Annotated in this window: 11 protein-coding genes; 8 read left to right on the forward strand and 3 right to left on the reverse strand. The window is 70.9% G+C overall.

Features of this window, described 5'->3' with window-relative positions; translation table 11 throughout:
- Positions 1–97 precede the first annotated feature (97 nt).
- The gene (locus tag AC3FMM_RS15015; protein ID WP_414247987.1) at positions 98–823 is read left to right on the forward strand and encodes a peptidoglycan DD-metalloendopeptidase family protein; all 726 of its coding nucleotides are present in this window, start codon (positions 98–100) and stop codon (positions 821–823) included.
- 26 nt (positions 824–849) lie between these two features.
- Here AC3FMM_RS15015 and recJ read toward each other — a convergent pair whose 3' ends face one another.
- Together recJ and AC3FMM_RS15025 are read right to left on the reverse strand one after the other, a co-directional pair.
- Positions 850–2553 carry a single-stranded-DNA-specific exonuclease RecJ gene (gene recJ / locus AC3FMM_RS15020; RefSeq protein ID WP_488686882.1) on the reverse strand — a complete coding sequence of 568 codons (1704 nt, stop codon included), beginning with the start codon at positions 2551–2553 and terminating at the stop codon, positions 850–852.
- A 36-nt stretch (positions 2554–2589) separates the two neighbouring features.
- Entirely contained in the window at positions 2590–3720 is a 1131-nt protein-coding gene (locus AC3FMM_RS15025) for a hypothetical protein (RefSeq protein WP_115708912.1), read from the reverse strand.
- 160 nt (positions 3721–3880) lie between these two features.
- Here AC3FMM_RS15025 and AC3FMM_RS15030 point away from each other — a divergent pair, with 160 nt between their 5' ends.
- The 4 genes from AC3FMM_RS15030 (at position 3881) to AC3FMM_RS15045 (ending at position 9233) form a co-directional block, all read left to right on the forward strand.
- Positions 3881–5131: a lipoprotein-releasing ABC transporter permease subunit gene (locus AC3FMM_RS15030; protein WP_116312371.1), complete on the forward strand. Its 1251-nt coding sequence runs from the start codon at positions 3881–3883 to the stop codon at positions 5129–5131.
- Positions 5124–5864, forward strand: coding sequence for a lipoprotein-releasing ABC transporter ATP-binding protein LolD (gene lolD, locus AC3FMM_RS15035; RefSeq protein WP_115708915.1), 741 nt, complete (start codon positions 5124–5126; stop codon positions 5862–5864). The genes AC3FMM_RS15030 and lolD overlap by 8 nt, the downstream gene beginning before the upstream one ends.
- A gap of 13 nt (positions 5865–5877) precedes the next feature.
- Entirely contained in the window at positions 5878–6738 is an 861-nt protein-coding gene (locus AC3FMM_RS15040; RefSeq protein ID WP_488686883.1) for a TatD family hydrolase, read from the forward strand.
- Between the two features lie 71 nt (positions 6739–6809).
- Entirely contained in the window at positions 6810–9233 is a 2424-nt protein-coding gene (locus AC3FMM_RS15045) for a DNA internalization-related competence protein ComEC/Rec2 (RefSeq protein WP_488686884.1), read from the forward strand.
- 22 nt (positions 9234–9255) lie between these two features.
- Here AC3FMM_RS15045 and AC3FMM_RS15050 read toward each other — a convergent pair whose 3' ends face one another.
- A complete protein-coding gene (locus AC3FMM_RS15050) occupies positions 9256–10209 on the reverse strand; it encodes a MurR/RpiR family transcriptional regulator (protein ID WP_326346806.1) in 954 nt (317 codons plus the stop codon).
- Positions 10210–10466: 257 nt separating this feature from the next.
- On the opposite strand from AC3FMM_RS15050, the gene edd reads away from it, so the two are divergent.
- From edd to AC3FMM_RS15065, 3 genes are all read left to right on the forward strand, one after another.
- Positions 10467–12359, forward strand: coding sequence for a phosphogluconate dehydratase (edd, locus tag AC3FMM_RS15055; RefSeq protein WP_488686885.1), 1893 nt, complete (start codon positions 10467–10469; stop codon positions 12357–12359).
- 70 nt (positions 12360–12429) lie between these two features.
- Positions 12430–12936 (forward strand): gluconokinase, encoded by a 507-nt coding sequence (locus tag AC3FMM_RS15060; protein WP_488686923.1) that lies wholly within the window; start codon positions 12430–12432, stop codon positions 12934–12936.
- Between the two features lie 338 nt (positions 12937–13274).
- Entirely contained in the window at positions 13275–14750 is a 1476-nt protein-coding gene (locus tag AC3FMM_RS15065) for a circularly permuted type 2 ATP-grasp protein (protein WP_116312376.1), read from the forward strand.
- The last annotated feature ends 5 nt before the right edge of the window (positions 14751–14755 follow it).

A 14755-nucleotide genomic window follows, 5' to 3' on the forward strand; every position in this document is an offset into this window, starting at 1 on the left:
AACGGCGCCGGCGCGGTCTATCCGGCGGTGCCGGGCGGCGCGCGCGGCGATAATACGGGTCGCAAGCCGCCCCCGGCACAGACCAAGAACAGGACGCATGACGAAAACCAGACATGACATCGAGCCAGGCCGGCGCCGTACGCTGGGCCTGCTGCTGGCGGCCGCGACGGCGGCGATCACGGCCGGCTGCGGCACCACGGGCGGGCCCGTGCCGGACGGCTACTACCGCGTCGAGCGCGGCGACACGCTGTATTCGATCGCGCGCAAGCACCACCGCAGCGTGCGCGACCTGACCCGCTGGAACAGCGATATCACCAGCCCCAGCCAGATCGAGGTGGGCCAGTTGATCCGCGTGCGTCCGCCGGGCGCCGCGGCCGGCAGCGCAACCGCGTCGACCGGCACCGGGCAGGCCGTGACCGATACGCCGCGCGCCGACAGTGCCGCGGCATCCCGGCCGCCGGCCAGCAGCATCCGCTTGCAATGGCCGGCCGACGGTCGCGTCACGGCGGGCTTCTCCCCGCCCGCCAGCAAGGGCCTGAGCATTGCCGTGCCGGCCCACGGCACGGTGCGCGCCGCCGCCGCCGGCCGCGCCATCCACGTCGGCAACCTGCGCGGCTACGGCATGCTGGTGATCGTCAAGCACAACGACGACTGGCTCACCGTGTACGGCAACCTCGACCAGCCGCTGGTCAGCGAGGGCGCGCAGGTGTCGGCGGGGCAGGACGTGGGCCGCATGGGCGCGAGCCCGAGCGAGCTGCACTTCGAGGTGCGCGGCAACGGCAAGCCGGTGAATCCGGCCAGTTACCTGCCGTCGCGCGGCTGAGCCGGGCGCGCCGCGCCCAGGGCACGCTACTGCGCGTGCTCGATCACCAGCTGCACGCGGGTGACGCCGTTGAAGGTGTTGTTGTCGAGCCGGTACGCCACCTGCGCGCTGGCGCCGAGCGAGTCGGCATGGTTGAACCAGATCGCGTCGAAGCGCTGGCTGCCCCGGCCCAGCTGCAGCTTCAGGTGCTTGCCCTTGAGCACGCTCTGGCGCAGCACGTCGAACTCGCCGCAGAAGGTCGGCGCCGGGAAGCCCTGGCCCCACACCTGCTGTTCCAGCAGGGTGACGAACTCCGGGCTGAAGCACTGGTCTTCGATATCGCCATCGGTCTCGATCACGCGCGCCAGCTGGTCGTCGGTCAGCCATTCGCGCCCGACCGCCTCGAAGGCTTCCTGGAACTCGGCAAAGCGCTCGGCCCGCACGGTCAGTCCCGCCGCCATGGCGTGGCCGCCGAACTTGAGCAGCATGCCGGGGTGGCGCTTGGACACCAGGTCGAGCGCATCGCGCAGGTGGAAGCCCGGGATCGAGCGGCCCGAGCCCTTGACGGTGGTGTCGTCGCCCGGGGCGAAGGTAATGGTGGGGCGGTGGAACTTGTCCTTGAGCCGCGAGGCCACGATCCCGATCACGCCCTGGTGCCAGGTATCGTTGAACACGCTGACGGTAAAGCGCGAGGCATCCGCGCCGGCCAGTCCGGCCATGGGCTGCTCCAGGATCCGCAGCGCTTCCTGCTGCATGCCGGCCTCGATGTCGCGCCGCTCGCGGTTCATGCTGTCCAGCTCCTGGGCGATTTCCCAGGCGCGGTTGGCATCGTCGGTCAGCAGGCATTCGATGCCCAGCGACATGTCGGCCAGCCGGCCGGCCGCATTCAGGCGCGGCCCCAGGCCGAAGCCAAGATCGAAGGTATTGGCGCGCGCGGCCTCGCGGCCGGCGGCGCGGAACAGCGCGGCCACGCCGGGCTGCATCCGGCCGGCGCGCATGCGGCGCAGGCCCTGCGCCACCAGGATGCGGTTGTTGGTGTCCAGCTTGACCACGTCGGCCACGGTGCCCAGCGCCACCAGGTCCAGCAGCGTCTGCAGCGGCGGCTGGGTCTGCGGGGTGTAGACGCCGCGGCGGCGCAGCTCGGCGCGCAGCGCCAGCAGCACGTAGAACATCACGCCCACGCCCGCCAGGTTCTTGCTGGGGAATTCGCAGCCCGGCTGGTTCGGGTTGACGATCACCGCGGCCTGCGGCAACTCCGAGCCGGGCAGATGGTGGTCGGTCACCACCACGTCGATGCCCAGCGCATTGGCCGCGGCCACGCCGTCGACGCTGGCGATGCCGTTGTCCACCGTGACGATCACATCCGGATTCTGCCTGGCCGCGAGCGCGACGATCTCCGGCGTCAGGCCATAGCCGTACTCGAAGCGGTTGGGCACGATGTACTCCACCCGCGCGCCCAGCATGCGCAGCCCGCGCACGCCCACCGCGCAGGCGGTGGCGCCGTCGCAGTCATAGTCGGCGACGATCAGCAGGCGCTTGCCGGCGGCGATGGCGTCGGCCAGGTAGGCCGCGGCGTGGTCGATGCCCTTCATGGCCGCGGGCGGCACCAGTTCGGGCAGGTCAGTGGCCAGTTCCGTGGCGCGGGCCACGCCGCGCGCGGCCAGGATGCGCGCCAGGGTCGGGTGCAGGCCGGTGGCGGCCAGCGCGCTGGCGTGTTCGGGGGAATATTGGCGGATGGCGATCCGGGTCATGGGCGGGGCGGCAGTGGGGTGTCGGGAGCGATGGCTTCAGGCGGCAAGGGCGAGGTCGGACAGCAGCGCGCGCCAGTCGCCGCGCTGGCCCATGCCGCGCCAGAACTTGCGCAGGTCGGCGCGCCGCACGGTGAACTCGGCGAAGTGGTTCTCGCCGCCCAGCACCAGCGTGATGGCGCCGATATTGCCGGCCGCCAGCGCCTCCAGCGCCGGACCGAACCAGTCGGCATCGAGCGCGTGCATGCGGTCCAGCCACAGGCCCCAGTCCTCGGCGATATGGGCTTCGGTGGCGCTGTCAAGCATCGCCAGCACCGTGCCTTCGAGCGCGGCCGCGCCGGCCAGGCCAGCCGGCACCGGCAGCACGCGGCTGCCGCCTGCCAGCGCCAGGCCGCTCAGGAACGGGTCGCCGCTCAGCACCGTATCGGCCAGCCGCGGCACCGGCTGCAGCGCGCCGCCGCCGTACAGCCAGACCGAGTTGACCGGCACCTCGCCGGCGGCTTCGCGCGCCTGGTTGACGCGGTGGTCGAACCACGTCATCTGGATTTCGTTCTGCAGCCGGCGCCAGTCGCGCGCGCGCTCGCCGGCCTGCATCCAGATGTCGATATTGCGGCCCGCGGCGCGCAGCGGCGTGGTGGCCTCGAGCGGGCCGAACACGGCCTCGGGCAGGTACCAGCGCTGCGGGCAGGGCGTCTCCAGCGCGATGCCGGATTCCTGCAGCAGCGCGTCAATGGCCTCGCGCAGCGCGCTGGCTTCCTGCGGCCGCAGGCCGAGCTGGCCCGGCGGCATCAGCACCAGGTGATCGCGCGCGGCATGGATGTGCACCGGCTGCAGGCAGGCCCAGGATTGGCCGTCGGCGGCGGCTGGGGTGCCCGCAGGGGTGCCGGTGGCGGCGCCGCCGTTGTCGGCCAGCCGCATATAGGGCGCCAGCGGCACCCGCACCGTGTCCAGTCCGGCCTTGCCGGCCAGCCAGCGCTCCTGCGGCAGGCTGCGCAGGAAAGGGTCGTCGTGCCGCTCACGCGGGCCGGGCGCGGCCCGGGTCAGCAACTTTCCGAGCGCCGGCAGCTCCAATTGCCGCAGCAGCGCGCCGGGGACAACATCGTCGCGGCCGTCGTCGCCGGCGCCGGGCGGGACGGAAAAGGGCACAATCAGGGTCAGGTGCGTCATCATGGTGGCGAGATTGTAAACTCCCGGCTGGCTCGCGCCAGTCCCGGAGCCCACCGCGACCCGACCGCGGCGTGACCGCGGCGTCGCCCGCCACGGCTGCCGTGCGTGCCGCCGGCGGCGCCCCGACGGGCACTGGCGCTTTTCCGAAACAACAGGAATCCTCTTGAAATTTCCCTACGAGTGGCAGATCGGCTGGCGATACACCCGCGCAAGCAAGCGCGCCAGCCGCAACACCTTCATTTCGTTTATCTCGATGATCTCGATGCTGGGCATCGCGCTCGGCGTGGCCGCGCTGATCGTGGTGCTGTCGGTGATGAACGGGTTCCAGAAGGAAGTGCGCGACCGCATGCTGTCGGTGCTGGCGCATATCGAGGTGATCGGCCCGTCGGCGCTGCCGGACTGGCAGAAGACCGCGGCCGAGGCGCTGCAGAACAAGGAGGTGGTCGGTGCCGCCCCCTATGTGGCGGCGCAGGCCATGCTGACCCGCGACGATGCCGTGCGCGGCGTGCTGCTGCGCGGCGTGGAGCCGTCGCAGGAACCCAAGGTGTCGGAGATCGGCAGCCAGTTCCGCGCCGGCAGCATGGCCGCGCTGGTGCCGGGCAGCTTCGGCATCGCGCTGGGCAACGAGCTGGCCAATGCCATGGGCGTCCAGGTCGGCGACAAGGTCACGCTGCTGGCGCCGCAGGGCACCATCACGCCTGCGGGCGTGCTGCCGCGGCTCAAGCAGTTCACCGTGGTGGGCGTGTTTTCATCCGGACATTTCGAGTTCGACAGCGCGCTGGCGCTGGTCAACCTGCGGGACGCCGAGACCCTGTTCCGCCTGAGCGGTCCCACCGGGGTGCGCCTGAAGCTGCAGGACATGCAGCGCGCGCCGCTGGTGGCGCAGGAGCTGGCCGGCACCATGTCGGGCGAGCTTTACCTGCGCGACTGGTCGAAGCAGAACCGCAACTGGTTTGCCGCGGTGCAGACCGAGAAGCGGATGATGTTCATCATCCTGACGCTGATCATCGCGGTGGCCGCGTTCAACCTGGTGTCGACGCTGGTGATGACCGTCACCGACAAGCAGGCCGATATCGCCATCCTGCGCACCATGGGCGCGCAGCCGGGCTCGATCATGAAGATCTTCATCGTGCAGGGCGTCGCCATCGGCTTTATCGGCACGCTGCTGGGCGTGGCCGGCGGCACGCTGATCGCCACCAATATCGACGTGATCGTGCCCTTCATCGAGCGGCTGCTGCACGTGCAGTTCCTGCCGCGCGACATCTATTTCATCAGCCAACTGCCTTCCGATCCCCGCGTGAACGACATCGCCACCATCGGCATCATTTCTTTCGTGCTGGCCACGCTGGCCACGCTCTATCCCAGCTGGCGCGCCGCCCGCGTCAACCCCGCGGAGGCGCTGCGCTATGAGTGAAGCCGTGCTGCAAGCCGATACTTCCACGCCCGCGCCGGGCCTGCCGCGCACCGGTGCGCCGGTGCTGGTGGCCGAGGGCCTGACCAAGCGCTTCCGCCAGGGCGAGCTCGACGTCGACGTGCTGCGCGGCGTCGACGTGCGCGTCAACGCCGGCGAGAAGGTGGCCATCGTGGGCGCCTCGGGCTCGGGCAAGAGCACGCTGCTGCATGTGCTGGGCGGGCTCGACGAGCCCGATTCGGGCCGCGTCGCGCTGCTCGGCAAGCCCTTCACGGCGCTGCGCGAGCGCGAGCGCAACGTGGTGCGCAACCGCTCGCTGGGCTTTGTCTACCAGTTCCACCACCTGCTGCCGGAATTCACCGCGCTCGACAACGTGGCGATGCCGCTGCGCATCCGCGGCCTGACCCAGCACGCCGCGCGCGAGGTTGCGCAGGCGATGCTGGAGCGCGTCGGGCTGGGCGGGCGCTCGCGGCACCGGCCGGGCGAGCTGTCCGGCGGCGAGCGCCAGCGCGTCGCCATTGCGCGCGCGCTGGTGGGCCAGCCGGCCTGCGTGCTGGCCGACGAGCCCACTGGCAATCTCGACGACCACACCGCCGGCGGCGTCTATGACCTGATGCTGGAACTGTCGCGCACGCTCGGCACCAGCTTCGTCATCGTCACCCACGACCTGGACCTGGCCGGGCGCTGCGACCGCGTGCTGAGGCTGCGCGACGGTCACCTGCACCAGGAACGCTGAAGCGGCCGCGCCCATGTGGATCGACACCCATTGCCACCTCGACGCCGGCGAGTTCGACCCGGACCGCGAGCAGGTCGCCGACGCGGCCGAGGCCGCCGGCGTGCGCGGCATCGTGGTGCCGGCGGTGGCCGCGTGGAACTTCGACGCCGTGCGCGCGCTGGCGCATCGCGATGCACGCTGCGTCTACGCGCTGGGCATCCACCCGCTGTGCTCGCCCGGCGCGGGCCAGCCCGAGCTGGACACGCTGCGGCGCCAGGTGGCCGCCAGCATGGACGACCCGCGCTTCGTCGGCATCGGCGAAATCGGGCTCGACTTCTTCGTCGCGGGGCTGGAGGCGGATCACCAGACCTGGCTTTACGTCGAACAACTGAAGATCGCGCGCGAGTTCGACCTGCCGGTGCTGCTGCACGTGCGCAAGTCGCAGGACCAGGTCGGCGCGCAGCTGCGCAAGCTCGGCGTCAAACGCGGCATCGCCCATGCCTTCAACGGCAGCCACGAACAGGCGCGGCGCTTCGTCGAGCAGGGCCTGAAGCTGGGCTTCGGCGGCAATGTCACCTTCAGCCGCGCGCGCCAGATCCGCCGGCTGGCGACGGAGCTCCCGCTGGAGGCGCTGGTGCTGGAAACCGATGCACCGGACATCGCGCCGGCATGGCTGTCGGACGACCAGTTCGGCGAACAGCACAAGGCGCGCAACACGCCGGCGGAGGTCGCCGGCGTGGCGCGCGTGATGGCGGAACTGCGCGGCATCGACGCCCTCACGCTGGCGCAGGCGACCTGGCGCAATGCCGTGGCGGCGCTGCCGCGTCTGGCGGCGTTTGCCGACACCATGGCGCCTCCGCTTGCTGGCGGTCACACAACTTCCACGCCTTCTTGACAGGCTGACAAGCTCGCCGCGCCTGCGCGCGGGTACAACTCCGGTAATGCAAGATCATCGGAGGAGGTGCCGTGCGTCGCTTTGTGGGGGCATTCGTGGCCGGGTGCTGGGCCCTGCAGCAGCAGTCGACGCTGCCGCAGGCGCACGGCCTGCGCCTGGGCGCCGCGCTGCTGGCCTTGTGCGCCATCGGCATGGCCCTGTGGGGCAGGCGTCTGCCTGCCATGCTGCAAGGCCTGGCGCTGGCCGCGCTGGCCTTTGCCATGGCGTACTGCTGGGCCGCGTGGCGCGCCGAACTGCGCCTGCGCGAATGGCTGCCCGTGGGGCTGGAGGCGCGCGACCTTAACGTGCGCGGGGTGGTCTCGGGGCTTCCCACTCGATCTCCCACCGGCACACGCTTCGCGTTCACCGTCGAGCAGTCCGCGGGGCCGGACCAGCCGCTGCCGGGCCGGGTCATCCTCAACTGGCGCGACGCGCCGCTCGAGTTAAGCCCGGGACAACGCTTTACGCTGACCCTGCGCCTGCGGCGCCCGCGCGGGCTCGCCAATCCGTTTGGCTTCGATTACGCCTACTGGCTGCTGGCGCAGGGCTATGGCGCGACCGGCTACGTGCGCCGGGCCCAGGGTCCGCCGCAGGATGCCGCATCGGAGCGGCTGGCCTGGCGCATTGAAGCCTGGCGTGCCGCCGTGCGCGATCACCTGCGCGTCGCGCTGCCGGCCGGGGCGCGCTTCGGCGCGGTGCTGGTCGCGCTGGTGATCGGCGACCAGCGCGGCATCGAGGCGGACGACTGGCAGCTATTCCGGCGCACGGGCGTGAGCCACCTGGTGGCCATTTCGGGACTGCATATCACCATGGTGGCCGGCATGGCGGCGTCGCTCACCGGACTGCTGTGGCGCCATTCGTTCGGCTGCGGCCGCTGGCTGCGCCGGCCACTGCCATTGTGGCTGCCGGCCCGGCAAGCCGCGCTGGTGGTCGCGGTGGCCACCGCGCTGGGTTACGGCATGCTGGCCGGCATGCAGATCCCGGCGCTGCGCACCGTCGCCATGCTTTGCGTCGCGGCGGTCGCGGTGTGGGGGGCACGCGCGCCGCCGGCGTCGATCGTGCTGGCGTGGGCGGCGCTGGTGGCGTTGCTGCTGGATCCGTGGGCCGTGATGCTGCCCGGCTTCTGGTTGTCCTTCGGTGCCGTCGCGGTGATCTTCTTCGCTGCGCGGCCGGGACGGGACGCCGCGACCGCAGGGCGCTGGCAACGGCTGCGGGCCGCGCTTGCCGCGGGCGCGCGCACCCAATGGGCCGTGACCATCGGGCTGGTGCCGCTGACGCTGTTGCTGTTCGGCCAGGTCTCGGTGGTGTCGCCGTTTGCCAATGCGGTGGCAATCCCTGTGGTCAGCCTGCTGGTGACGCCGCTGGCGCTGCTGGGCGCCGCGCTGCCGCTGTGGCTGGCCGTGCCGGTGATGGCGGCCGCCCACTTTGCCATGCAGGGACTGGCTGCCGTGCTGCAATGGTTTTCCATGCTGCCCGGGGCGATGTGGGAGGCGGCCAGCGCGGGGCCGGTGGCGCTGCTGCTGGCGGCGCTTGGCGTGGCGCTGCTGGTGGCGCCCGTGGCTGCGGCGCGCCTGCGCTGGCATGGCGCGCTGCTGATGCTGCCGATGCTGCTGGCGCGCGGTCCGCCGGTTGCCGACGGCCAGTTCCGTGCGGTGATGTTCGACGTCGGGCAGGGCACCGCGGTGCTGGTGCGCACGCGCTCGCACGCGCTGCTGTACGACACCGGGCCGGGCTATGCCTCGGGGTCCAGCGCGGGCGCGCAGGTGGTGGTGCCGGTACTGCGCGCCGAGGGCGTGTCGCAACTCGATCACCTGATGGTCAGCCATGAAGACCTCGATCATGCCGGCGGCGTGGCGGACATTGCGGGGACAGTGGCCGTGGTGGCGCGCAGCACCGGTGCGCCTGCCGGCCACCCGCTGCTGGAGGCGCCGCATTATGGAGCCCAATGGCGCCCCTGCGCCGCGGAACAGCAATGGGAGTGGGACGGCGTGCGCTTTGCCGTGCTGCACCCGCTGGCTGAACAGTCGCAGCAGGCCGCCATCCCCAGCAACGCGCGCAGTTGCGTGCTGCGCGTGGACACCGCCGCGCACAGCCTGCTGCTGACCGGCGATATCGGCCTGGCGCAGGAGCGTGCATTGATCGGGCGCTTGCCGGCCGGGGCCTTGCGCGCCGACGTGCTGGTGGTGGCGCATCACGGCAGCGGCACGTCTTCGGGCACGGACTGGATCGAGGCGGTCGGGCCCGCGGCCGCGGTGTTCCAACTGGGCTATGGCAACCGCTATCGCCATCCGAACGCCGAAGTCTGGGAGCGCTTTGGCCGCGGGGGCATCCTGCGCTATCGCACCGACGAAACCGGCGCGGTGACCATGAACACGGCACGCGCGGGTTACACGCTGTCGATGTTCCGGCACGCGGAGCCGCGCTACTGGCGGGAACGGCCGCCGGCGCCGCGCTAGGGTGCGCGGGTGTCGCGGGCGGTCAGCCGGCCTTACGGCGGCTGGGGCGTGCGGCGGGCGGTGCGGGCTTGGTTGACGTAGACGGCGTGGCCGGCTCTGCCGCCACGGCGCGGCCCCGGCTGCGTGCCGGCGCCGGCTCGGCCCCGGCGATGCGCCGCTCGCGCAGATGCGCCTTGGCGCGCTGCAGGCGCGGCGCGACGGTGTCCGCGCGCGCCAGCGCGACGCCGGCGGCGAGCACGTCGCCCAGCACCAGGTGGCTGATGCGCGAGGTCATCGGCGTGTAGACCTCGCTGTCTTCCTCGACGTCGGAGAACACGCAGACATCGGCCAGCCGGGCCAGCGGCGAGCCGCTGTGGGTCAGCGCCAGCAGGCCGGCGCCGCTGCTGCGTGCCAGCGTGGCGGCGGTCAGCATGTCCCAGGTGCGGCCGCTGTTGGAGACCAGCACGGCCACGTCGCCGGGGCCCAGCAGCGCCGCCGACATGCTGAACACGTGCGGGTCGGCATAGGCGACGGTCGGCATGCCCAGGCGGAAGAACTTGTGCTGCAGGTCGAGCGCGACGATGCCGGAGTTGCCGCAGCCGTAGAACTCGATGCGGCGCGCGCCGGCGAGCAGCCGGATGCCATGCTCGATCTGGTCGGCCGACAGGGCGTTGCGCACGCTCATCAGCGTGGCAATGGTGCGGTCGAACACCTTGCCGGCGATATCCGCCGGACGGTCGTCGGCGGCCACATCCTGGTGCACGAAGGGCGTGCCGCCACCGACGTTCTGCGCGAACTGCAGCTTGAATTCGCGGAAGCCATCGTAGCCCAGCGCCGCGCAGAAGCGCGCGATGGTGGGTTGCGACACGCCGGCGCGCTCGGCCAGTTCCGGCATCGACAGCCGGATCACGGCGGCGCCGTGGCGGGCGACATAGTCGGCCAGGCGGCGTTCTGAAGGACGAAGGGTGTCGTAGACGGCAAGGATGCGGTCGCGCATGGCGGCAGTGTCGGCGTGGAAAGGATATGTAGAGATTCTACAATGATTGGCGCCGCATCTTGCCCGAAATGCGGCGGGGCTGGCGCTTGGGGTTTGCCCTGACTCCGGCATTTTCTGCGCGATTTTTCTGCGTGGTCGTAATGACGAGCGGCGGGCGCTGGGTATAATGGCGCCCGAATTGTAGAAAATCTACAGGATTCGGCGCCGTAGCGCGCCGAATCGCCATGCCTCATTCCGCCCACAAGGACCGTCACGCCATGCCTTCTGCCGTCCATGCCGAGCTTCAGGCCGTTACCGACCGCATCGTTGCGCGCAGCCGCGCCAGCCGTGCCGCCTACCTTGCGCGCTGCGAGCGCGCGCAGGCGGAACTGGGGCCGCTGCGCGGCATGTCCTGCGCCAACCTGGCGCACGGCTTTGCCGCGCTGCCGGCCAGCGACAAGCTGAAGCTGCGCGTCGAGCATGCGCCCAACCTGGGCATCGTCACCGCGTACAACGACATGCTGTCGGCGCACCAGCCCTACGAGCGCTATCCCGCCGTGATCCGCGAGGCCGCGCGCGCGCTCGGCGCGGTGGCGCAGGTGGCGGGCGGCGTGCCGGCGATGTGCGACGGCATCACGCAAGGCAACGCCGGCATGGAGCTGTCGCTGTTCTCGCGCGATGCGATTGCCATGGGCACCGCGGTGGCGCTGTCGCACAACACCTTCGATGCGGCGCTGATGCTGGGCGTGTGCGACAAGATCGTGCCGGGGCTGCTGATGGGCGCGCTGCAATTCGGCCACCTGCCGATGGTGTTCGTGCCCGCGGGCCCGATGGCCAGCGGGCTGCCCAACAAGGAGAAGGCGCGCGTGCGCCAGCTCTACGCCACCGGCCAGGTGGGGCGCGAGGCCTTGCTGGAGGCCGAATGCCAGGCCTATCACGGCGCCGGCACCTGCACCTTCTACGGCACCGCCAACAGCAACCAGTTTCTGATGGAAGTGATGGGCCTGCACCTGCCGGGCGCGGCCTTCGTCCATCCGGACAGCGGCCTGCGCGATGCGCTGACGGCCGCGGCCGCACAGCGCGCGATTGCGCTGCGCGCGCGCGGCGACAGCTACCTGCCGCTGGCGCGCATCGTCGACGAACGCGCCATCGCCAACGCCATGGTCGGCCTGCTGGCCACCGGCGGCTCCACCAACCACACCATCCACCTGGTGGCGATCGCGCGCGCCGCCGGCATCGTCATCGACTGGAATGATTTCGACCTGCTGTCGCGCATCACGCCGCTGCTGGCGCGCGTCTATCCCAATGGCTCGGCCGATGTGAACCATTTCCATGCCGCCGGCGGGGCCGGCTTCGTGATCCGCGAGCTGCTGCAGGCCGGGCTGCTGCACGAGGACGTGCAGACCGTGGCCGGCCCGGGCCTGGCCCGTTACGCGCAGGAGCCGGTGATGACGGACGGCGTGCTGCACTGGCGCGACGGCGCCGCAAAGAGCGGCGACCCGCAGGTGCTGTCGACTGCGGGCGCGCCGTTCTCCGCCGAGGGCGGCCTGCGGCTGATGCAGGGCAACCTGGGCCGCGGCGTGATCAAGGTCTCGGCCGTGGCGCCCGAGCACCGTGTGGTCGAAGCCCCGGTGCGGGTGTTCGATTCGCAGGAGGCGCTGCAGGCGGCGTTCGACGCTGGCGAACTGGGCGGCGACCTGGTGGCGGTGGTGCGTTTCCAGGGGCCGAATGCCAACGGCATGCCGGAACTGCACCGGTTGACACCCGTGCTGGGCGCACTGCAGGACGCCGGCCACAAGGTGGCGCTGGTGACCGACGGGCGCATGTCCGGTGCTTCGGGCAAGGTGCCGGCGGTGATCCACGTCGGCCCCGAGGCGCTGGCCGGCGGCGCGCTGGCGCGCGTGCGTGACGGAGACCGCATCCGGGTCGACGCTGTCGCCGGCACGCTGCAATGGCTGGGCGACGAGGCCGAATTCGCGGCGCGGGCGCCGGTACGCGCGCCTGCCGACCGGTTCGCGCAGTTCAGCCTGGGGCGCGGCCTGTTCGGCCTGTTCCGGCGCCACGCACGGATCGCGGAAGAGGGCGGCAGCGCACTCGACCTGTCCGAACTGGATGCCGACGCCGCCGGCGCCGACGGCCGTACCGCCGAGCTGCGATCCGTCGCACAATAACCGGACCAGGACAGGCAGGCAACCGACAAGGATGGCAACACCATCCGATACCAAGACCGACGGAGCAGACATGATCTATATCCTGATGGGCGTTTCCGGCAGCGGCAAGACCACGGTCGGCCAGTTGCTGGCGCAGCGGCTGGGCTGCGGCTTCCATGACGCCGACGACTTCCACAGCGACGCCAACAAGGCCAAGATGCACGCCGGCATCCCGCTGACCGACGATGACCGCTGGCCCTGGCTGGCGGCAATGCGCGCGGCCATCGACACTGCCCGGGCCGAAGGCCGCACCCATGTGTTCACCTGCTCGGCGCTGCGCCAGGCGTACCGCGACCGGCTGACCCCGCCCGATGGCGGCGTGACCTTCGTGTTCATGAAGGGGGATGCCGCGCTGATCGGCCAGCGCCTGTCCGCGCGCACCGAGCATTTCTTCAATCCGGAACTGCTGCAAAGCCAGTTCGATACGCTGGAAGTGCCCGGCGACGCGCTGGCCCTCGACATCCGCCAGCCACCGGAGGCGCTGGTGGACACCATCCTGCGCGCCACCGTGCGGCAGGGCGCCAGCGCGGCGCGCTGACCGCTGCCCCGTGCCCGGAGGGGCATGGTCCCGGGCGGACTTCCCGACTTTCCATGGATCGCAACCACGGCCGCCGGCCTCACCGGCGGCCGTTTTTTGCGTGCGCTGGCAGGCATCTTGCTAGCTTCGCTTCGGTGTCCGTGCGGCGCGGCTGCGGTGGCACGGGCGGCCCGCCGGCCGCCTTGCGGCTTTCGCCGGCACGGGTATGCTGGAAGGGCCAGTGACTCGACGGCATCACCGCGGCTTGCGCCAACCGGCGCGGCCGCGCGGCAGGGCAGGACAGCCAGGGCAACCAGGGCGGCCGGCAGCGGCGCCCGCGACATGGAGGAGCGGCCATCATGGCGGCGCGGTATTTCGACGAGATGCTGGACTGGCGCGACAACAGTGCGCCAGCGCTGATCCACGCGGGACAGACCTTGCCTGAGGGGGCGGTCCGCCCGCACTACCGGCATTTCGCCGAATGGCTGGCGCGCCAGACCGAAAGCACCATGGCCAACAAGCGCGCCGAGGCCGACCTGGTGTTCCGGCGCGTGGGCATCACCTTCGCCGTCTACGGCGACAAGGACGAAGCCAACAGCGGTACCGAGCGCACCATTCCGTTCGACGTGGTCCCGCGCATTTTCCCCGCGAGCGAATGGGCGCTGCTGGAAAAAGGCCTGCGCCAGCGCGTGGCCGCGCTGAACCGCTTCATCCACGACATCTACCACGGCCAGGACATCATCCGCGCCGGCGTGATCCCGCCCGACCAGATCTACAACAACGCCCAGTACCGGCCCGAGATGCTCGGCGTCAGCGTGCCGCATGACGTCTATGCGCATGTCGCCGGCATCGACGTGGTGCGCGCCGGCGAGGGCGAGTTCTACGTGCTGGAAGACAACCTGCGGGTGCCGTCGGGCGTGTCGTACATGCTCGAGAACCGCAAGATGATGATGCGTTTGTTCCCGGACCTGTTCGCGCGCAACCGCGTGGCGCCGGTGGCGCACTACCCCGACCTGCTGCTCGACATGCTGCGCGGGGTCTCGCCGCAGGCGATCGCCGATCCCACCGTGGTGGTGCTGACGCCGGGCATGTACAACTCGGCGTACTTCGAGCACGCCTTCCTGGCGCAGCAGATGGGGGTGGAGCTGGTCGAAGGCAGCGATCTCTTCGTCGAGGACAACCACCTGTTCATGCGCACCACGCAGGGCCCGCAGCGCATCGACGTGATCTACCGGCGCGTCGACGACGATTTCCTCGACCCGCTTGCGTTCCGCCCCGATTCCGCGCTCGGCGCCGCGGGGCTGCTGTCGGTCTACCGCGCCGGCAACGTGACCATCTGCAATGCGATCGGCACCGGCGTGGCCGACGACAAGTCGATCTATCCTTATGTGCCGGACATGATCCGCTTCTACCTGGGCGAAGAGGCCATCCTGAGCAACGTGCCGACCTACATGTGCCGGCGCGCCGAGGACCTGCAGTACGTGCTGGACCATATGGCCGAACTGGTGGTCAAGGAAACCCACGGGGCCGGTGGCTACGGCATGCTGGTCGGCCCGGCGGCGACGCGCGCCGAGATCGATGCCTTCCGCGAGGTGGTCCGCTCCAGGCCGGAGCAGTACATCGCGCAGCCCACGCTGGCGCTGTCGACCTGCCCGACCTATGTCGAGGCCGGCATCGCGCCGCGCCATATCGACCTGCGCCCGTTCGTGCTGTCGGGCAAGGAGGTGCGCATGGTACCGGGCGGGCTGACGCGCGTGGCGCTGCGCGAGGGCTCGCTGGTGGTGAATTCCTCGCAGGGTGGCGGCACCAAGGACACCTGGGTGCTGGAACGATGAACGCC

It is taken from the genome of Cupriavidus sp. 207A1, from assembly GCF_057798955.1.